The organism is Arthrobacter sp. K4-10C, assembly GCF_059090085.1.
Genome location: NZ_JBNHFI010000002.1, coordinates 166,423 through 186,411, shown reverse-complemented (window position 1 = coordinate 186,411; position 19,989 = coordinate 166,423). Strand labels below are relative to the sequence as shown.

Here is a 19,989-nt window from a genome sequence, read left to right as displayed (position 1 = left end):
TCCCCCAGATAGAGTCCGGCGCCCGCCGGCCTCCGGCCGTGCGGCAGCAGGGCACAACTAATATAGCCCGTAAGGCCAACAAATGGATAAACCCTGGATAAGCCGGCGGCTAGTCCAGCACCAGCCCCTTGCCCAGCCCGCGGGTCAGCCGGACAGGCCGGATTTCACCAAAGCCGCGCACGTTCTCCGGAGGCTGCGGAACCATGACAAACCGCTCATCCTGCTCGAGGGCGGAGGCGGTCATTGAATCGATCAGCACTGTTCCGGGATCGGCGAGGGTGGTCAGGCGGGCGGCAAGGTTCACGGTGGGCCCGTAGATGTCCCCAAGCCGCGAAAGGATCCGGCCCCACACCATTGCAACGCGGGCCTCGGGCAGGATTTCGTCTTCGGTAAAGGCCTGCGCAAGTGCCAGCGAAATCTCCGCGCCGGCAGCCGGCGTTTCGGCGATATAAAGGACTTCGTCACCGACGGTCTTCACAAGCCGGCCACCGCCAACGGAGATAATCTCGGCGCACTTGTTTTCGAACCGCTGGACCAGCCGGGCCAGCGTTTTCTCATTCATGCGGCGGGACAGGCTGGTATAGGACACCAGGTCGGCGAACCCCACGGCACGGGCCAACGGCAGCGGGGCATCATCCTCGTCGCCTTCCCTGCCCTCTTCACTGGCCTGCAGGCCAGCTTGCGCGCGGACGGCGAGCCGCTGGACTCCGGCGTTGAGCTGGCGCCGCCACGAGTAGACCAGCACTTCCTCGAGCGCGTCCACCAGGGCGGGAAGTTCGTTGACCAGGCGTTTGCGGGCCACGGCATCCGTGACGCCCTGCTCGTGGACCATGTCCTCCACTAGTGCCTCGATCTGCCACACCACCATCCGGTCCGTCATCTGGCCGATGGAACGGGTGACCGAGATGGCGGCTTCCTCGGTGAGCTTGCCGGTCCGGACGAGGTCCACCACGGTGGAGAGGGCTGCCTGGTCGCGTTCGGTGAAGGCGACGTCGTCATCGCCGAAGTTGGGAAAGCCCAGGGCGCGCCAAAGCTTGCGCGCGGACAGCAGGGACAGTCCCGCACCGGCGGCGACCTCACGACGGCGGAGCTTGCGTTCCCCGCCCAGCAGCCTGGCTTCCAGCGCCTTCATTGCCAGCCGTTCCGCGGACATGGTGCCGGTAGGCGGGTTCGGGTCCGTGGCGGGTGGGGGCGCGATGGGGTCGAGGCGTTCCTGCTGGTCCTCATCGGTCATCCCGTCCACCTTCTCTCATATCCCACGGCAAAGCTTCGGCGGGGTAGTGCGTTGCGCCGCCCGGCTGGGCATCACGATCGTCCGGCAATTCCCCGATGGCGTCGAGGATGAATTCCCGGAACCGGGCCACCTCGGGCACGTCCTGAAAAGTCACCACGCCCTGGTACCCGGTTTCCAAGGATATATTCCCGGAGCGCAGGAGGCGTTGCAGCACCGACTCGTGGACAGTCAGGTTCCGCACCCACGCAAGGTTGACCTGCTGGTCCCGCCGCTTGAGCCTGCCGTACCTGGCCAGCATCCGGCGGCTGGTCAGCGTGTAACGGGTGCCATGCCAGCGCAGCAGGCGTGGCAGGCAGTACCCCAGCCATACCCATGCTGCGGCCCCGGCGCAGGCGGCAACCAGCCAGGGGGTCCACTGTGGAGTGAGGAAGGGAACATACCGCCGGGCCTCACCCCGGATAATCCAGGCCGTAGCGAACGCCGCAAGGGCGGGCGACATGATGAAGGCGAGCGCGGCTCCTGCCAGCTTCCTCGGCTGCGGGCGTGTGGTCACAATCACCTGCTCGCCCGGCACGAGGTCTTTACGCATAACCGCCTTGGCCGGCGTCGTCGGGGGAAGTCCACGGCCGCAGGTGCACCACGTCCCCGGCCGTGACAACGTGCTCCCTGGACTCCCTGTCCACAACCAGCAGCGACCCGTACTCGTCCAGCCGTGAGGCGTGCCCGATGATTTCGTGGTCCCCGGGCAGCTGCGCCCGCACCTGCTTGCCCAGGGTGGCCATGACGGCTTCCACCCGCTTGTGCAGGGACGGTCCGCCGGCCAACCCCGCTGCCGGGTCGCCGTCGGCGTTGCAGAAGCTGCGGTAGAGCACGGCGAAATGCGACAGGTAGCTTTTCAGGAGCAATGTCCGGTCCGTGGTGCGGGCACCCTCCAGTGCCACGGACGTGGCGGTGGGAACGGGGAGCTCGCCCTCGCGCAGGGTGACGTTCAAGCCGGTTCCCAGGATGACCGGGGGCGGCGTTCCGTCCACCATGGAGCCAAGCTGCGCCAGGATGCCGGCGATTTTCCTGCCGCGGACCAAGACATCGTTGGGCCATTTGAGTTCGGCGGGAAGGCCGGCTGTTTCCAGGAGGGTTTCCCGCAGCGCCAGCGCGGCGATCAGCGAGAGCCAGGAATAGCTGTGGGTGGGCAGCGGCCTGCCGTCGGCGTTGACGGGCCGCAGCACCACCGACACGGAAATGGAACTCAGCGGGGGTGCTTCCCAGTGCCTGTCCAGGCGACCCCTGGCGGCGGTCTGGTACTCGGCCGTGAGGACCGACATGTCAGGCCAGGCGCCCGGTTCGACAGCGACGGCATGGAGGAGGTCGGCGTTGGTGGATCCGGTGGAGTCGACCACGTCCATCCGGGTGATTCCGGCGGCGGACAGGAAACGCCGGTCATCCAGGTCCCAGCGCTTCAGAGGGGTGCCTGGGTTATGTGCGTCATCCATGCCTAAATCCTAGCGAGCTAAACCAGCACGGGAGGAGCGGGCAAGCCAAAACTGGACAGGGCGCAGCCCGGCACAGCGCAGCCCAGCACAGCGCGGCTAGAGGAAGATGTCCGGAACCAGCTGGTCCTCCGGCGCGCCGAGGCTGTACGGGCTGAAATCACTGACTCCCGCGGCCGCGAGGACCTGTTCGTCCGTATAGAAGTTGCCGCTCGGCACCCCGCCCGCGGCCAGATGGCTGCCGGTGAGGATGGCATGGGCGGCGTCGGCCATGATTGCCGGGCCCCGGGCGGCCTGGACCATCACCTCGCCGTGGGGCATATTCCGGATGGCGGCAGTGTCGATCAGCGTGCAGGGCCAAAGCGAATTGACCCTGACCCCGTCGGCCTTCAGCTCCTCCGCGAGTCCCAGCGTGGTGAGGCTCATCCCGTACTTCGCCATGGTGTAGGCCAGGTGTTTTCCAGCCCAGACCGGGTCAAGGTTCAGGGGCGGCGAAAGCGTGAGGATGTGCCCCTGCCCTGAGGCGCGCAGGGCAGGCAGCGCGAGCTTGGAGAGCAGGAACGTGCCACGGACGTTGATGTCCTGCATCAGGTCGTACTTTTTCATGTCCACGTCATCGGTCCTGGAAAGGTCAATTGCGGACGCGTTGTTTATGACGACGTCGATGCCGCCGAAGCGCTCGACGGCGGCCGCCACTGCGCGGGCCACGTCCTCGTCCCGGCGCACATCACCAACCAGGGGCAGGGCCTGCCCGCCGGCTTCCTCCAGTTCGCGGGCCGCGGTGTGGACGGTGCCGGCGAGCTTGGGGTGCGGCTCTCCCGTCTTTGCCATCAGGACGATGTTGGCGCCGTCCCGGGCAGCGCGGACGGCGATGGCCAGGCCAATGCCGCGGCTCCCGCCGGAGATGAGGATGGTCTGTCCCTGAAGCGAACCTGAGGCACGGTAGGGGCCGGCACTGGCGTGTGCAGCGTCATTGCTCGAAGTCATCTGCATACTGTAACCCAAGAAAGTTACCCGCGAGTAACATGACGGTGCAGCTGGAGGCGCGGCAGAAAATTGTAGGTTCCCTACAGCTGCGGCCGCCCAAAGCGTCACTAGACTTGCCTGCAGGGTTCGTCCTTTGTGTGGAAGCTACTTAAGCTCCGGCATGACTTAGCCCGCCAGAAACCAGAGCGCCACGAAACAAATCTGCAACAGAGCCGGAGATACCTGATGAGCCACGATCTGACCACGACAGCGGGAAAGATTGCCGATTTCCGCGACCGCCAGGCCCGTGCCGAACAGCCCTCCGGCCCAGAAGCCATTGAAAAGCAGCACGCCCGCGGCAAGAACACAGCCCGCGAACGCATCGGCCTCCTGCTGGACGAGGACTCGTTCGTGGAGTTCGACGCCCTGGCAGTACACCGTTCCACCGCATTCGGCATGGAAAAGAAGAAGCCCCTGGGCGACGGCCTGGTATCGGGCTACGGCACGGTGGACGGGCGCCTGGTAGCCGTCTACAGCCAGGACTTCTCCGTGTACGGCGGTTCCCTGAGCCAGGTCAACGGCGAAAAGATCGTTAAGGTGCAGGAGTTCGCCCTGCGGAACGGCTGCCCCGTGGTCGGCATCCTGGACGGCGGCGGCGCACGCATCCAGGAAGGTGTTGCCTCGCTGGCAATGTTCGCGGACATCTTCCGCAACAACGTCCACGCCAGCGGCGTCGTCCCCCAGATTTCCATGATCATGGGCCCCTCCGCCGGCGGCGCGGCCTACTCCCCCGCGCTCACGGACTACGTGGTGATGGTGGACAAGACCTCACACATGTTCATCACCGGCCCCGATGTCATCAAGACCGTCACCGGCGAGGACGTGGACATGGAAACGCTGGGCGGCGCCCGCCAGCACAACTCCACCACAGGCACCTCCACCTACCTGGCTTCCGATGAAGGCGACGCCATCGAGTTCGTGCGCGAACTGCTGGACTTCCTGCCCTCCAACAATCTGTCGGAGGCGCCCGTGGCGGAGCACCAGCAGGAGCTGGAAATCGACGACGACGACCTCGCCCTGGACACGCTGGTGCCGGATTCCGCCAACCAGCCCTACGACATGCGCACGGTCATCGAGCAGATCGTGGACGACGCCCATTTCCTGGAGATGCAGGCCCTGTACGCGCCCAACGTCATCATCGGCTACGGCCGCGTGGAAGGCCACACGGTGGGCATCGTGGCAAACCAGCCGCTGCAGTTCGCCGGGACGCTGGACATCGCAGCCTCTGAAAAAGCGGCCCGGTTCGTCCGCCACTGCGACGCCTTCAACATCCCCATCATCACGCTCGTGGACGTGCCGGGCTTCCTGCCCGGAAAGGACCAGGAGTTCCAGGGCATCATACGCCGCGGCGCGAAACTGCTGTACGCCTACGCCGAGGCCACCGTTCCAAAGCTGACGGTGATCACCCGCAAGGCTTACGGTGGCGCCTACATCGTCATGGGTTCGAAGAAGCTTGGCGCCGACCTGAACCTGGCCTGGCCTACCGCGCAGATCGGCGTGATGGGTGCCCAGGGTGCCGTCAACATCCTTTACCGCCGCGACCTCGCCGCAGTTGCCGAAGCAGGCGGCGACGTCGAGGCGCGGCGGGCCGAGGTCATCCGGCAGTACGAGGAGGAACTCCTCAACCCGTACCAGGCAGCCGAACTCGGATATGTTGACGCCGTCATCGCCCCTTCGGACACGCGGGTCCATATCATCAAGGGCCTCCGCGCGCTGCGCGACAAACGTGCCAGCCTCCCCGCCAAGAAGCACGGAAACATCCCGCTGTGAACGCCGCGAAGCAGCCGCCGGCTGAGGCTCTCGAAACCTCCGGGGCAGCCGAAGCACCGCGGGCACCCCAGGCGCCGCTCTTTTCTGTGGTCAAGGGCCAGCCGGACGCCGAGGAACTTGCGGCGCTGACCGCCGTCGTCCTGTCCCTGGTTGGTTCGTCACCTGCTCCGGCGCGCACCCCCACCGTCCGCCACTGGGTGCGCAGGCAACAGCTGCGGCTCGCGCCCACGCCGGGACCCGGCGCCTGGAAGCGCAGCCGGGGCTGAGCGCGCGCGCGGGGTCCGGGTGCTTTCCCATCCTCCGGAGCCCCGTTAGTCTCGGGAGGTGACTACTGAAAACGCCCCTGCCGCACGCCCGCATACCCGCATTGACGCCGTCGCGGACGCGTACACGGACACGCTCATCAGCCTGAACCCGTCGCTCGCCACCACCCTGGGCGTACCGGGGCACGAAACAGAATTCCAGGACTTCTCCCCCGCCGGCATCGCGGGGTTCGCCGAGGCGGCGCGCCAGGCACTGACCGGTCTCGAAGGGCTTGAACCCCAGGATGATGTGGACACCGTCACTGTGGACGCGATGCAGGAGCGCCTCGGCCTGCAGCTGCTGATCCACGCCTCCGGCTGGGACTATGCAGATCTGAACAACATTGCTTCGCCCGCCCAGGACATCCGCTCCATCTTCGACCTGATGCCCAGGGAAAGCGAACAGGACTGGTCAAACATTGCCGGGCGGGCGCACAACGTACCCGGGGCTATCGCCGGCTACATCGAATCCCTGCGGCAGGCCCGCGACGCCGGCCGGGTTGCCGCGGCGCGCCAGGTGAAAATCGTCATCGACCAGGCAGGCAAATACGCCGCAGCTGACGGCTTCTTCGCCAAACTTGCTTCGGGCGCCGCCGCAACGACAGGGCCCCTGGGCGCAAAGGTGCAGCAAAAGCTCGACGCCGGTTCAGTCGCCGCCCGCAGCGCCTACACAAGGCTTGCCGAGTTCCTCCGCACCGAACTGCTTCCCGCCGCCCCGGAAAAGGATGCCGTGGGCCGGGCCCGCTACGCCCTCGCCTCCCGGTCCTTCCTAGGCGCCACCGTGGACCTGGAAGAAACGTATGCGTGGGGCGTGGAAGAGTTGGACCGCATCATCGCCGAGCAGGAGGAAGTGGCCGACACCATCAAGCCCGGCGCCGGCATTGCCGAAGCGAAGAAAATCCTTGACAACGATCCCGCCCGCGGGCTGAAAGGCACGGAGGCGTTGCGGGAATGGATGCAGGAACTGTCGGACAAGGCCGTGGCGGAACTCGCCGGCGTGCACTTCGACATCCCTGACGTCATGAAGAGGCTGGAGTGCCTGATTGCGCCCACGGACGAGGGCGGCATCTATTACACAGGCCCGTCCGATGACTTCAGCAGGCCCGGCCGCATGTGGTGGTCCGTTCCGGCCGGCGAGGACACCTTCACCACCTGGGCCGAAACCACCACCGTCTATCACGAAGGCGTCCCGGGCCACCACCTCCAGGTGGCCACCGCCACCTACCGGCGGGAACTGCTCAACAAATGGCGGCGCAACGTCTGCTGGACGTCCGGCCACGGCGAAGGCTGGGCACTGTACGCCGAGAAACTGATGCAGGAACTGGGCTACCTCAACGACCCCGGGGACCACATGGGCATGCTTGACATGCAGCGGATGCGTGCGGCCCGCGTGGTGTTCGACATCGGCGTCCACCTGGAACTGACGGTTCCGCCCCGCTGGGGTTCCGGCCTCTGGACGCCGGACAAGGGCTACGGATTCCTGAAGCAGAACCTGGCCATCAGCGAGGGCCAGCTCGACTTTGAGTTCGCCCGCTACCTCGGCTGGCCGGGCCAGGCCCCCTCCTACAAAGTCGGGCAGCGGCTCTGGGAACAGATCCGGGCCGAACTCCAGGCCCGCCCGGGTTTTGAGCTCCGGGATTTCCATACCAGGGCACTCAACGTCGGTTCCGTAGGGCTGGACACCCTGAGGCGGGCACTGCTGGTGTAATCCCGACTCTTGCGCGAGATGTTTGCCACAAAGCTGCTGGGAATAAGTTAACAAAAGCCCGGAATGCCGCTGGATTTTCGGGCTTTTCGTATTACCCGCGTCCGAGGACCGCGTCATATTTCTCAATGTTCATTCGCCGTGGTATTGGCTGGCACCCTAGCGTGTTCGGGTGAGCACTTCGACCCGCCCCTCAGATCCCGCAGGAAAGACCGGCTTCCAGTTCCCCAAGTGGGCTGGTTCGTTCGGCTTCCAAATCATCGCCGCCCTCGTCGTCGGCCTCGGACTCGGCCTGCTGGCCAAATACACCGGCAGCACCAAGGCTGCCCCCAACGGCCTCGGCGCAACGCTGCAGACCATCGGATCCAGCTATGTTTCGCTGCTGCAGACCGCAGTCGTTCCCCTGATCTTCACCGCCGTTGTCAGCTCCATCTCCAACCTGCGCCAGGTGTCCAACGCTGCGAAGCTGGCGTGGAACACGCTGCTGTGGTTTGCCATCACCTCGCTGATTGCCGTGCTGATCGGCATTGGCTTGGGCGTCCTCCTGCAGCCCGGCGCCAACACGGGCATCACGGGCGAAGGCGAAGCGCCGAGCAAGGTGGGCGACTGGTGGGCGTTCCTGATCGGGCTGTTCCCCAAGAACTTCCTCGGCCTGGGTGCCAGCTCCACCGTGGCCGAATCCGGTGCCGTCACCACCTCGGTGAGCTTCAACGTCCTGCAGATCCTGGTCATCGCCATCGCCGTCGGCGTTGCCGCCCTCAAGGTGGGCAAGGCAGCGGAACCGTTCCTGAACCTCAACGCCTCTGCCCTGGCCGTCATCCAGAAGGTGTTGTGGTGGATCATCCGCATCGCACCCCTCGGCACCGTCGGCCTGATCGGCAACGCCGTAGCCGTCTACGGCTGGGACACCATTGGTTCCCTGGGCAAGTTCACTTTCGCCATCTACGCAGGCCTCGCCCTGGTGCTCTTCGCGGTATACCCCCTCCTGGTCCGCACCCACGGGCTCTCGGTCAAGCAGTACTTCTCGGGCGTCTGGCCGGCAGTCCAGCTTGCCTTCGTGTCCCGCTCCTCGGTGGGCACCCTGCCGCTGACCCAGCGGGTCACCGAGCGCAGCCTGGGCGTACCACGCGGCTATGCCTCCTTCGCGGTGCCGCTGGGCGCCACCACCAAAATGGACGGCTGCGCGGCCATCTACCCGGCCGTCTCCGCCATCTTCGTGGCCCAGTTCTTCGGCATCCAGCTCGACTTCAGCCAGTACCTGCTGATCGCCCTGGTTTCCGTCCTGGGCTCGGCGGCAACTGCCGGAACCACCGGCGCCGTCGTAATGCTCACGCTGACGCTCTCCACACTGGGACTGCCGCTGGCCGGCGTCGGCCTCCTGCTGGCGATCGACCCGATCCTGGACATGGGCCGCACCGCGGTGAACGTTGCAGGGCAGGCACTGGTCCCCACCATCGTGGCAAAGCGCCAGGGCATCCTGGACGAGTCGCTGTACAACGCACCGCGCAACGGCACCCCCTTTGTTGACGACGACAAGGCCAGCGAAGCTGACGTTGCACCGTCGGACGGCATCGCCACGGACACCACGCCCCGCGAACTGCAGGACGCGAAAGCCTAAGCGCCGCGAAGTGTGACCGAAGGAAGTCCCCGGGAGGATCCCGGGGACTTCCTTTCGTTTATGCCCTTACAGGGCCGGCACCATCAGCGTCCGCCGCCGCCGATCACGCCGTTTTCCACCGCCTTGGTGGCGGCATCACCTTCCGCCCGCGTCAGCTTGCCGTCCGTGCGGAGGCCATGCCGGCGACTCCGATGCGGGCCGCAAGGGCCAGCGCCGTGGCTGACAGGCCGAGGGTCATTTTCTTTTGTGCGTGACATTTCTTTGTCTCCTGGATCCGCCGTCAGTGACAGCTGCTGCTGGTTCGCCTCTTCAAGGCACTCCCAGCATCGGAAACAAGGTTCTGGACAGGCTGTTGGAAACTTTCAGTCGGCTGTGAATTGAAGTTGCGCAGAGTGCAAATTTGCACGTAGTGTAAGAAGCGTGGCGACTTCTCCTCCCCCGGCCGCGGAACCGGCTGCCGCTCCCTCCCGGCGCGAGCTCAACAAAGCGGCAACGCGCCAGGCGATCACCGACGCCGCCCTCGGCCTTCTGCGCGCCAAGGGCCCCGGGAACTTCACGGCCGAGGACATTGCAGAGGCGGCCGGAATCTCCCGGCGCACATTCTTCAACTACTTCAGCAGCACCGACGCCGCCCTGGCCTCGATCACCCACGCTTTCCTGGACAACGCCATCCAGCAGCTGCGGCTCCGCCCGGCTGAGGAACCCGTGCTGGAATCAGCCCAGGCAGCCCTCATGGCCCTCGCCGATCCAAAGGCCATCGCACCCCTGGCCGAACTGTTCACGCTGACCCAGCAAAGTCCGCTCATGTCCCATACGGAACTTGAGGCCTGGGACCACTGCAGGGCGCAAGTTTTCGCGATTGCCCGTGAACGCGTGGCGGGAATGCGCGGCGGGCAGGATGACCTGTACGTCCACGCACTGGCCGGTTCCGTTATCTCGGGCGGCAAGGCTGCCCTGGAAGTCTGGTTCAGCCGGCGCGGGCCGGACCTCTCGCCCGCGTCCCTGGCCGAGCTGCGGCACCTGCTTATCGATGCCATGGCGCTGCTGGGTGCCGGCTTCAACGCGTCTCCGCGGCCAACAGGCACCCCCCGTCCTGCAGCAGGAAAGGCTGTCCAGCCCTCCCCGTCAGATTCCCGTTCCGCCTGATCAGATCGGTTCCCCCATGGCACTGTTCCTTTACCGCCTCGGCAAATTCTCCTACCGCCGGCGCTGGTTGGTCATCTCGCTGTGGCTGGCCGCGCTGGTGGCGGTTGGCGGCTCGGCCGCAGCCTTCCACGGCACCCTTTCCAACAACTTCCAGATCCCGGGAACCGAAACCCAGCGGATCGCTGACAAACTGAAACAGGACCTGCCCTCGGCGTCCGGCGGCAGCGCCACCATCGTTTTCGAAGCCCCCGAGGGCGGCTTCACGGACGGAAGCCGGGCCGCCGTCACGGATGTACTAAAGAAGCTCGAGACCCTGCCGGACGTCCGCGGCACCGTGGACCCGTTCGCTACCCAGGCCCAGGTGGACCAGGCAGGGCGGGCAATCACCGACGGCGCGCAGCAGCTGGCCGCCGGCCAGGCACAGCTGGATGCCTCCCGCGCCGAGCTCGAGGCCGGCAAAGCCCAGCTCACTGCCGCCGAGCAGCAGCTGGCTGCCGCGGGCGCCCCGGCAGCCCTGGTGGAGGCACAGCTGGGGCAGCAGAAAGCAGCGCTGGCGGAAGGTGAAGCCAGGCTCGAGGCCGGCCGGCAGGAGCTCGAAGCGAACAAGGCCAGGCTCGAACTCGGCAAGCGCCAGGCGGCGGCATCCTCCGCCATCCGGTTCGTCTCCGAAGACGGCCGGGCCGCGGTCGCGCAGGTTCAGTTCAACACCTCCATCAACGGATTGAGCCCCCAAACCCGGCAGCAGGTCCAGGACATCGCCCACGAGGCGTCCTCGGCCGGGGTCACCGCACTGGCCAGCAAGGAAATCACCGAGGACATCTCCGAACTCTTCGGCGCCGCCGAGATCATCGGCATCGCCGTGGCGGCCCTGGTGCTGATCATCATGCTCGGGACCCTGGTAGCGGCGGGCCTGCCCCTGCTGATGGCAATAGTGGGCGTGGGAGTGGGCGTCGGCATCACGTTCGCGCTGTCCGGCCTCTTCGACATGAGCTCCATCTCGCCGATGCTGGCCCTTATGCTCGGCCTCGCCGTGGGCATCGATTACTCGCTGTTCATCGTGAACCGGCACCGCACCCAGCTCCTTGCCGGGATGGAACCCGGGGAGTCCGTCGCTCGGGCTACCGGCACGTCCGGCAACGCGGTGGTCTTTGCCGGCCTCACGGTCATCATCGCCCTCGCCGCACTGGTGGTTCCCGGTTTGCCGTTCCTCTCGGTCATGGGCCTCGCGGCCGCCGGCACGGTTGCCGTGGCGGTCCTGGTGGCCATCACCCTCACCCCGGCCATGTTGTCGCTGATTGGCTGCCGGATCATTTCCCGGCGGGCCTGGGCCAAGGCGGAGGCTCACAACGCCGAGCCTGGGCACGAGGCAGCAGATGAGGCGGCCGACCGTGAACGCAGCACGCACGGGTGGGGCGGCCTGGTCACCCGGCATCCGGTGCTGGCACTGCTCGCCGGCGTGGTCCTGCTGGGAACCCTTGCCCTGCCCGCCGCGCAGCTGCAGCTTGCCCTGCCCGACGGCGGTTCGGAACCCGTGGAGTCCGAGGCCTACCTGGCCTACGACCTGACAGCCCGGAGCTTCGGCGAAGGCGTCACCGGTCCCATCGTGGCCGTGGGCGAGTTCCCCGCCAACCTTGACGAGGCCCAGGCGCAGGCCCTGCAGTACGACGTCGCGGACAAACTGCGCGCGGTCGACAACGTGGTGGCCGCCGTGCCCGTCGCGCTCAGCGGGGACCGCCGGACGGCCGTCTTCCAGGTCATCCCCAAGGAAGGCCCGGCCAGCGCAAGCACCGTCCAGGTGGTCTCCGAACTGCGCGGCCTGAACGATGACATCCAGGCGGAATACAACGTGGCCATGGGCCTGACCGGCCAGACCGCCGGCAATATCGACGTCTCCACCAAACTCGGCGAGGCCCTGCCGCCCTACCTGGCGATCGTCGTCGGCCTGTCCCTGATCCTGCTGCTGCTCGTGTTCCGCTCCATCGTTGTGCCGCTGCTCGCCACCGGCGGGTTCCTGCTCTCCCTCGCCGCGGCGTTCGGCGCCGTGGTGGCCGTGTACCAGTGGGGGTGGCTGGGAAGCGTCTTCGATGTCGCCAACCCCGGCGCGGTGTTGAGCTTCCTGCCCATCATCCTGATCGGTGTCCTGTTCGGACTGGCCATGGACTACCAGGTGTTCATTGCCTCCGGCATGCGCGAGGCCTATATGCACGGCTCGTCCGCGAAGGAGGCAGTCCGGGTGGGCTTCCGGCACGCCGCCGCCGTGGTGACCGCCGCCGCGATCATTATGGTGAGCGTCTTTGCAGGCTTCATCTTCAGCCACCTCACCATGGTCCGGCCCCTCGGCTTTGCGATGGCCTTCGGCGTCCTGCTCGACGCCTTCGTAGTCCGCATGACCATCGTTCCCGCCGTGATGTACCTGCTGGGCGAAAAATCGTGGTGGCTGCCGCGCTGGCTGGACCGGATTTTGCCGGACGTGGATGTGGAGGGAGCCAAGCTCAAGCGGCCGGAGGCTGCGAAGGCATCCGGCGAGCTGGTCCATTGACTCCGGCTCCGGTCCCTGCGGGGACGGGCTAGGCTAAAGGCGTGGTCCGCCTGATACTTGCCTCCCAGTCCCCCGCCCGCACCAAGCTCCTTGCCGAGGCCGGCATCAGGCACTCGGTCCTGGTCTCGGACGTGGACGAAGCCGCGGTGCAGGCCCACTACGGAGTCACCGATCCGCACGACACCGCGCTGCTGCTGGCCCGCGCCAAGGCCGAAGCGGTGGCGGCCCTGCCCCAGGCCGAAGGTGCGCTGGTCCTGGGCTGCGACTCGGTGTTCGAGTTCGACGGCGAGGCGCACGGCAAGCCGTACACGGCAGCCATCGCACGGGAGCGGATGCTGCGGATGAGCGGCAACGCGGGGGTGCTGCACACAGGTCACTGGCTGGTGGACTGCCGGGACACGGAAGCGGACGACGACGGCGGGGACCCCGGCTCAGGTGCCACCTTGGGGGCGGTTGCCTCCGCCGAGGTCTCCTTCATGGACATGGAACCTGACGAAATCGACGCGTATATCGCCACCGGCGAACCGCTGCACTGCGCCGGATCTTTCACCATCGACGGCCTGGGCGGGGCCTTCATCCGCAAGGTGGACGGGGACCCGCACGCCGTCGTCGGACTGTCCGTGTCCACCCTGCGGGGCCTGCTCGCCGCCGCTAACGTGCGGATCACAGACCTGTGGCCTTCGGCGTAAATCGTCACCGTTTCAACGGATCTTGTAGCTTCCCTACAAAGCCTTCCCGGTTTACCCGCGGATTCCGCAAGTAATATCGGCGAAACCTCCAAAAGCGCGCTAGGCTCCCTGAAGGAAAGAAGGAGACGCCTTGTCAGCAAATTTGGAGCAGTCCGCAGGAACCACGCAGTCGACCCTCACAAAGGTGCTGATCGCAAACCGCGGTGAAATCGCCGTCCGCATTATCCGCGCCGCGCGCGACGAGGGCATCGCCTCCGTGGCCGTCTACGCCGACCCGGACCGCGACGCCCTGCACGTCCGCCTCGCTGACGAGGCCTACGCCCTCGGCGGCAATACTGCAGCCGAGTCCTACCTGGTGATGGACAAAATCATCGACGCCGCCCGGCAGTCCGGTGCGGACGCCATCCATCCCGGCTATGGCTTCCTGTCGGAGAACGCGCAGTTCGCAGCCCGCGTGATCGAGGCCGGCCTCACCTGGATCGGTCCGTCCCCGGAGGCCATTTCCGCGCTGGGCGACAAGGTCCGGGCACGGCACATCGCGGAAAAGGTGGGCGCTCCCCTGGTTCCCGGTACCGCCGACCCCGTGGAGTCAGCGGAGGAAGTGCTGGACTTCGTGGACCGGCACGGACTGCCCGTGGCCATCAAGGCCGCCTTCGGCGGCGGCGGCCGCGGCATCAAGGTCGCCCGCACCCGGGAAGAGATTCCCGAGCTCTACGAGTCCGCCGTCCGGGAAGCCACTGCGGCGTTTGGCCGCGGTGAATGCTTCATCGAGCGCTTCCTTGACTCCCCCCGCCACGTCGAGACCCAGTGCCTGGCCGACGCCCACGGCAACGTGGTGGTGGTGTCCACGCGCGACTGCTCGCTGCAGCGCCGCAACCAGAAACTGGTGGAGGAAGCTCCCGCCCCGTTCCTCACCGAGGAGCAGAACCAGCGGCTTTACGAATCCTCCAAAGCCATCCTGAAAGAGGCCCATTACCTTGGCGCCGGCACCTGCGAGTTCCTCGTGGGCCAGGACGGCACCATCTCCTTCCTGGAAGTGAACACCCGGCTCCAGGTGGAGCACTGTGTCTCCGAGGAAGTCACCGGCATCGACCTGGTCCGCGAACAGTTCAGGCTGGCTCGCGGCGAGGAACTCGGTTACGGCGACCCCGAGGTCCGCGGCCATTCCTTCGAGTTCCGGATCACCGGCGAGGACCCGGGCCGGAACTTCATGCCGGCACCGGGAACAGTGCGCGTCCTGAAAAACCCCACCGGACCCGGAGTCCGCATCGATTCCGGCATTGAGCAGGGTGACGTGATCAGCGGCAATTTCGATTCCATGCTGTCCAAGCTCATCGTGACCGGAGCCAGCCGGCCCCAGGCCCTGCAGCGGGCCCGCCGGGCACTGGAAGAGATGGTGGTCGAGGGCATCCCCACCGTTATTCCGTTCGACCTGGCAGTGGTGTCCGATCCTGCCTTTGCTCCCGCAGAGGGTCCCTTCACGGTGCATACCCGCTGGATCGAAACCGAGTTCAGCAACAACCTTCCCGCATGGACCCCCGATGGCGCCGCTGACACGGACGACGCCGAGGACCGCCAGCGCGTGGTGGTGGAGGTGGGCGGCAAGCGCCTGGAAGTGGTGCTGCCGGCGTCCCTTGGCTCGCTGGGAAGCGGATCCGCGGCCGCCGCCAAGCCGGCCAAGTCCAAAAAGCGTGCCCGCTCGGGCGGCCCGGCAGCCGCCTCCGGCAATGCGCTGACCTCCCCCATGCAGGGCACCATCGTCAAGGTGGCCGTTGCAGACGGCGACGTGGTGGCCGAGGGCGACCTCGTGGTGGTCCTTGAGGCGATGAAGATGGAACAGCCCCTGACCGCGCACCGTTCCGGCACCGTCACAGGCCTCAAGGCAGCGGCCGGCGAGACTGTGACCGCCGGCGCCGTGATCGCCACCATCGAAGACTAGCCCCGGAGGCACCCATGCTCGCACCAAGCTTTCAGGAAGAAGTGGACCGCTACCACGCCGCGGTCCCCGAAATCGCCCGGGGCAACCCCGAACCCATCAAAGAGCTGTACTCTCGGCTTGATGACGTCACCCTGGCGAATCCCTTCGGCGGCATCGCCAGGGGCTGGGCGCAGGTGGAGGCCCGGCTCGACCAGGCGGCCCGGCAGTTCCAGGACGGCGAGATGCTTGGCTTTGACACCATCACCTCCTACACTGCCCGGGACACCGCGTACCTGGTGGAGACCGAACACTTCCGTGCCCGGTTGGACGGGGCCGCTGTCGCTGAGGAATTCGCGCTCAGGGTGACCAGTGTCTTCCGCCGGGAGGAAGGCTACTGGAAGGTGGTGCACCGGCACGCCGATCCTGCGGCCCGTCCCCAGTCCCGCCGTTCGCTGAGCCAGCCCGCCAACAGCTGACAGCAGCGGCGCCGCAGGGCACACTTATCAGATGTTGCCTTTCCTGCTGCTCGCGTCCAGGGCCGAGGACGCCGCCGCCGAAGACGAGTACGCCGCCTACCTCCGGTACGGCGGACTGGAGCCGCAGGAACTGCACCGGGTCCGGCTGGAGGCGGCGCCGATGCCTGATCTTGAGCTCTCCGGCTACTCCGGGGTGATCGTGGGCGGCAGTCCCTTCACATCCAGCGATCCGCCGGCGGAAAAAACCGAAGTGCAGCGCCGGGTAGAGCGGGAACTGTCCGGGCTCCTGGACCAGCTGGTGGCGCGGGACTTCCCGTTTTTGGGCGCCTGTTACGGCGTGGGAACACTCGGCACCCATCAGGGCGCGGTCATTGACCGGACCTACGGTGAACCGCTGGGCGGGGTCGAGATCGAATTGACGGAGGCCGGCCTGGCGGACCCGGTCCTCAAAGGTATGCCCCGAACTTTTACGGCCTTCACCGGACACAAGGAGGCCTGCACCACCCTGCCGCCGCACGCGGTGCTCCTGGCGCGGTCAGCGGCCTGCCCGGTGCAGATGTTCCGGATCCGGAACAACCTCTACGCCACCCAGTTCCACCCCGAGCTGGACGTGGACGGCCTGGTCACCCGGATCGACATCTACCGGCACGCCGGCTACTTCCCGCCGGAATCGGCGGAGGAGCTGATGGAAAATGCCCGGCAGTTCACCGTCACCGAACCGATGAACATCCTGCGGAACTTCGTGGCCCGCTACGCCGCGTAATCCTTCGCCCCGTCGACGCGGCCCGCCGTCGAGCCTTCCTAGCCAGTTGCTCCGCATGCGGAACAGAAAAATGCCCGGCATGCTCCCGCAGTTGCAGGATCATGCCGGGCACCTCAGCCAGCAACCGGGCTGAAACGCACGGACTGATCAGGCCACGTTGTTCTCGTAATCCACGTCGCGGGTTTCCTTGCTCACGAACAGTGCGATCAGGGTGAGCACCGCCATCGCGGTCAGGTACACACCTACCAGCACGGGGCTGCCGTCCGCGGCTTCCCACAGGGCGACGGCGATGAACGGGGCCACCGCTGCACCGAGGATGCTGGAGAAGTTGTAGCTGACGGCTGAACCTGTGTAGCGGACGTTGGTGGGGAACAGCTCGGGCAGCAGCGCACCCATGGGGCCGAATGTGAGGCCCATCAGGGAGAAGCCGATGACCAGCAGCGCCATGGTGCCGACAAACCCGCCGCCGAAGAGCGGAACGAACAGCAGGCCGAAGGCAAAGATGCCTGCGGTGACGGTAATGAGCATTTTGCGGCGGCCGTACTTCTCCGCCAGCGGTCCGGAGACCAGGGTGAAGATGCCGAAGAACACGACGCCGGCGATCAGCATCCACAGGAAGTCGTTACGGGTGTAGCCCAGGCCGGGAACGAACGCAGCGGCTGCCGCTTCAGACATCGGTTTACCGGCTTTTTCGGCGGCCGCACGGGCAGCCTCAAGGCTGGACGGCCGGGTGCCGTACGTCAGGGTGAAGGTGGTCATCAGGTAGAAGAGCACGTAGGTGGCAAGCATGATGAACGTGCCCAGGATCAGCTGGCGCCAGCTGGTCTTGAATACGCGGCCCAGGGGCAGCTTGGCTACCTCGTTGGACTCGATCACCTTGGTGAAGGCGGGGGTCTCGATCAGCTTGAGGCGGACGTAAAGGCCGATGATCACCATGACGGCGCTGAGCAGGAACGGTACACGCCAGCCCCACGCCATGAAGTCAGCCGGGGACAGTGCATAGCTGAACACCAGGAAGATGACGTTCGCGATGATGAACCCGATCGGCGCCCCCAGCTGCGGGAAGGTTCCGTAGATGGCGCGCTTGTTGGCCGGTGCGTTCTCGGTGGCCAGCAGGGCGGCACCGCTCCATTCGCCGCCCAGGGCCAGTCCCTGCGCGAACCGCATGACCACCAGCAGGGCCGGAGCCCAGAATTCCCAGCCCGGTACCATCGCCGTGGGCAGGCAGCCGATCAGGAAGGTGGCGATACCCATGGTGAGCAGGGACGCAACCAGGGTGCCCTTGCGGCCGAACTTGTCGCCGAAGTGCCCGAAGACGATTGAACCCAGCGGCCGGGCGATAAACGCGACGCCGAACACCGCGAAGGAGCTCAGGAGCTGCGTGGTCTCGTTGGCGCTGGGGAAGAACAGTTGCGGGAACACGAGCACCGCGGCGGTGGCGTAGACGTAGAAGTCGTAGAACTCAACCGTGGTGCCGATCAGGCTGGCGACGATCACGCGGCCGCGCGAGTTCACCGGCTGGGGCGGACCCGGCACCGTGGACGTATCGGTGGAAGACATAGGAGTAAGCGCTTTCGTGAGAACCGGCCGGAGGCACGGATAGCCCCCGGCTCGAAATAGTTAGAGTTCAATATTAGTTCCATCAGTCCAGTCAATGGACGAAAGGTCCACAGTATGGACCTGTGCCATCCGTCTCATTTTCCGGTGCGCCGCGGCGGCCTAACGACGGCGGCCGCGCGCCGATAGGCAAATGTCACAGCGCGTTAACATCCGGCGTCGGTCCGCGAAACGCGCCGTACCTACCTTGGAGGAACAACATTTCCCCCGAAGGAGGTAACCCGTGACTGTCGACCGCACCGCTGATGCCGGCACCGGCAATACCCTGGACCTTGACGATGCAAAAGAGCCAGCAGCCGTTGCCGCATCCGCCAGCGCACAGCCCGGCACTACCCGCACCGCTGACGCTCCCGCCCTTGAGTTCCGCCCCGGCCGCTGGATTGCCAACTGGGATGCCGAGAACAAGGAGCAGTGGGAATCCGCCGGCCGCTCCATCGCCCGCCGCAACCTGAACTGGTCCATCTTCGCCGAGTTCCTCGGCTTCGTCGTGTGGCAGCTGTGGTCCATCGTGGTGGTCCAGCTCCCCGCCGCAGGCTTCACGTTCTCCACCTCCGAAATCTTCTGGCTCATCTCAATGCCCAGCCTGGTGGGCGCCACGCTCCGCATCCCCTACACGTTCATGGTTCCCCGCTTCGGCGGCCGAAACTGGACTATTGTCTCCGCCCTGCTTCTCCTGATCCCCTCCATCGGCCTGGCGTTGTGCGTCTCCAACCCCGAGACGCCGTTCGGCGTGATGCTGCTAATCGCGGCGCTGGCCGGTTTCGGCGGCGGCAACTTCGCCAGCTCCATGGCAAACATCACCTTCTTCTACCCGGCCCGTGAAAAGGGCTGGGCGCTGGGACTGAACGCCGCGGGCGGAAACGTCGGCGCCGCCGTCGCACAGCTCGCCGTGCCCATCGCCATCACCATCCTGGCCGCCGGCACCGTCAACCTGCCCCTCGCGGGCTGGATGTGGGTCCCGTTCATCCTGCTCGCTGCCTTCGGCGCCTGGAAGTACATGGACAACCTCACCAGCGCCAAGGGCGACGTGGCAGGCTCAATCGCGGCGCTCAAGGAACCGCACCTGTGGATCATGGCGCTGCTGTACATCGGCACCTTCGGCTCCTTCATCGGCTTTGCCGGCGTGTTCCCCAAGCTCATCAAGGACTACTTCCCGGAGTTTTCCTCCATCGGGGTCGGAACCGTCGCCCTGTCGCTGTCCTTCCTCGGCCCCCTGGTGGGCTCCCTGGCCCGCCCCTACGGCGGGCGGATGGCCGACCGCATGGGCGGCGCCCGGATGACCGTCACCGCCTTTGCCTCGATGGCCGTCATCACCCTGACCATGATCTGGACCCTGCCGCTGAAGAACTTCTGGCTCTTCCTGGCCCTGTTCCTGATGCTCTTCACGGCCAGCGGCTTCGGAAACGGCGCCACCTACCGGATGATCCCCGTCATCTTCGCCACCTCCAGCAGGGCAGCAAAATCGGGGGCGAACTCGGTGGCCACCCAACGCCTGGCTTCCGCGGCCCTCGGCCTGATCTCCGCAATCGGCGCCTACGGCGGATTCGTTATCCCGCAGGTGCTGAACGCCTCCAACACGGCCAGCGGTTCCTACACCCCGGCGTTCTACGGCTTCGTGGCTGCTTACGCCCTGATGCTGGCGGTCTGCTGGTTCTGCTACATCCGCAACGCCAACCGAAATGCGATGGGACACGTCTAA

General features: G+C 66.2%; 17 protein-coding genes. 11 read left to right on the top strand and 6 right to left on the bottom strand.

Annotated features, from left to right (window positions below):
- Positions 1-109 precede the first annotated feature (109 nt).
- From AC5RUU_RS03565 to AC5RUU_RS03545, 5 genes are read right to left on the bottom strand one after another with little or no spacing between them, the layout of a single operon-like run.
- Entirely contained in the window at positions 110-1,234 is a 1,125-nt protein-coding gene (locus AC5RUU_RS03565) for an adenylate/guanylate cyclase domain-containing protein (RefSeq protein ID WP_493973837.1), read from the bottom strand.
- Positions 1,224-1,823, bottom strand: coding sequence for a PH domain-containing protein (locus AC5RUU_RS03560; RefSeq protein ID WP_493973836.1), 600 nt, complete (start codon positions 1,821-1,823; stop codon positions 1,224-1,226). The genes AC5RUU_RS03565 and AC5RUU_RS03560 overlap by 11 nt, the downstream gene beginning before the upstream one ends.
- Positions 1,816-2,724, bottom strand: a complete 909-nt coding sequence (locus tag AC5RUU_RS03555) for a biotin--[acetyl-CoA-carboxylase] ligase (RefSeq protein WP_493973835.1) — start codon at positions 2,722-2,724, stop codon at positions 1,816-1,818. The genes AC5RUU_RS03560 and AC5RUU_RS03555 overlap by 8 nt, the downstream gene beginning before the upstream one ends.
- A 9-nt stretch (positions 2,725-2,733) precedes the next feature.
- The gene (locus AC5RUU_RS03550) at positions 2,734-2,805 is read right to left on the bottom strand and encodes an antitoxin MazE-like protein (RefSeq protein ID WP_493974018.1); all 72 of its coding nucleotides are present in this window, start codon (positions 2,803-2,805) and stop codon (positions 2,734-2,736) included.
- A 15-nt stretch (positions 2,806-2,820) separates the two neighbouring features.
- Entirely contained in the window at positions 2,821-3,708 is an 888-nt protein-coding gene (locus AC5RUU_RS03545; RefSeq protein ID WP_493973834.1) for an SDR family oxidoreductase, read from the bottom strand.
- A 225-nt stretch (positions 3,709-3,933) separates the two neighbouring features.
- On the opposite strand from AC5RUU_RS03545, the gene AC5RUU_RS03540 reads away from it, so the two are divergent.
- The 10 genes from AC5RUU_RS03540 to AC5RUU_RS03495 all read left to right on the top strand — a co-directional run bounded on the left by AC5RUU_RS03540 (position 3,934) and on the right by AC5RUU_RS03495 (position 16,673).
- A complete protein-coding gene (locus AC5RUU_RS03540) occupies positions 3,934-5,517 on the top strand; it encodes an acyl-CoA carboxylase subunit beta (protein WP_493973833.1) in 1,584 nt (527 codons plus the stop codon).
- A complete protein-coding gene (locus AC5RUU_RS03535) occupies positions 5,514-5,783 on the top strand; it encodes an acyl-CoA carboxylase subunit epsilon (RefSeq protein WP_493973832.1) in 270 nt (89 codons plus the stop codon). Before AC5RUU_RS03540 ends, AC5RUU_RS03535 begins: the two co-directional genes overlap by 4 nt.
- A 58-nt stretch (positions 5,784-5,841) precedes the next feature.
- The gene (locus AC5RUU_RS03530; protein WP_493973831.1) at positions 5,842-7,527 is read left to right on the top strand and encodes a DUF885 domain-containing protein; all 1,686 of its coding nucleotides are present in this window, start codon (positions 5,842-5,844) and stop codon (positions 7,525-7,527) included.
- 169 nt (positions 7,528-7,696) lie between these two features.
- The gene (locus tag AC5RUU_RS03525; protein WP_493973830.1) at positions 7,697-9,142 is read left to right on the top strand and encodes a dicarboxylate/amino acid:cation symporter; all 1,446 of its coding nucleotides are present in this window, start codon (positions 7,697-7,699) and stop codon (positions 9,140-9,142) included.
- Positions 9,143-9,562: 420 nt separating this feature from the next.
- On the top strand, positions 9,563-10,288 hold the full coding sequence (locus AC5RUU_RS03520) for a TetR/AcrR family transcriptional regulator (protein WP_493973829.1): 726 nt from the start codon (positions 9,563-9,565) through the stop codon (positions 10,286-10,288).
- A gap of 16 nt (positions 10,289-10,304) precedes the next feature.
- Positions 10,305-12,827, top strand: a complete 2,523-nt coding sequence (locus AC5RUU_RS03515; RefSeq protein ID WP_493973828.1) for an MMPL family transporter — start codon at positions 10,305-10,307, stop codon at positions 12,825-12,827.
- A 41-nt stretch (positions 12,828-12,868) separates the two neighbouring features.
- Positions 12,869-13,516, top strand: a complete 648-nt coding sequence (locus AC5RUU_RS03510; RefSeq protein WP_493973827.1) for a Maf family protein — start codon at positions 12,869-12,871, stop codon at positions 13,514-13,516.
- Positions 13,517-13,646: 130 nt separating this feature from the next.
- Positions 13,647-15,455 (top strand): acetyl/propionyl/methylcrotonyl-CoA carboxylase subunit alpha, encoded by a 1,809-nt coding sequence (locus tag AC5RUU_RS03505; protein ID WP_493973826.1) that lies wholly within the window; start codon positions 13,647-13,649, stop codon positions 15,453-15,455.
- 14 nt (positions 15,456-15,469) lie between these two features.
- Positions 15,470-15,910, top strand: coding sequence for a YybH family protein (locus AC5RUU_RS03500; protein WP_493973825.1), 441 nt, complete (start codon positions 15,470-15,472; stop codon positions 15,908-15,910).
- 31 nt (positions 15,911-15,941) lie between these two features.
- On the top strand, positions 15,942-16,673 hold the full coding sequence (locus tag AC5RUU_RS03495) for a glutamine amidotransferase (RefSeq protein WP_493973824.1): 732 nt from the start codon (positions 15,942-15,944) through the stop codon (positions 16,671-16,673).
- Between the two features lie 147 nt (positions 16,674-16,820).
- Here AC5RUU_RS03495 and AC5RUU_RS03490 read toward each other — a convergent pair whose 3' ends face one another.
- Complete coding sequence (locus AC5RUU_RS03490) at positions 16,821-18,233, bottom strand: MFS transporter (RefSeq protein WP_493973823.1); 1,413 nt, start codon at positions 18,231-18,233, stop codon at positions 16,821-16,823.
- A gap of 280 nt (positions 18,234-18,513) precedes the next feature.
- Between AC5RUU_RS03490 and AC5RUU_RS03485 the strand changes: the two genes are divergently transcribed.
- Positions 18,514-19,989, top strand: a complete 1,476-nt coding sequence (locus tag AC5RUU_RS03485; protein ID WP_493973822.1) for an MFS transporter — start codon at positions 18,514-18,516, stop codon at positions 19,987-19,989.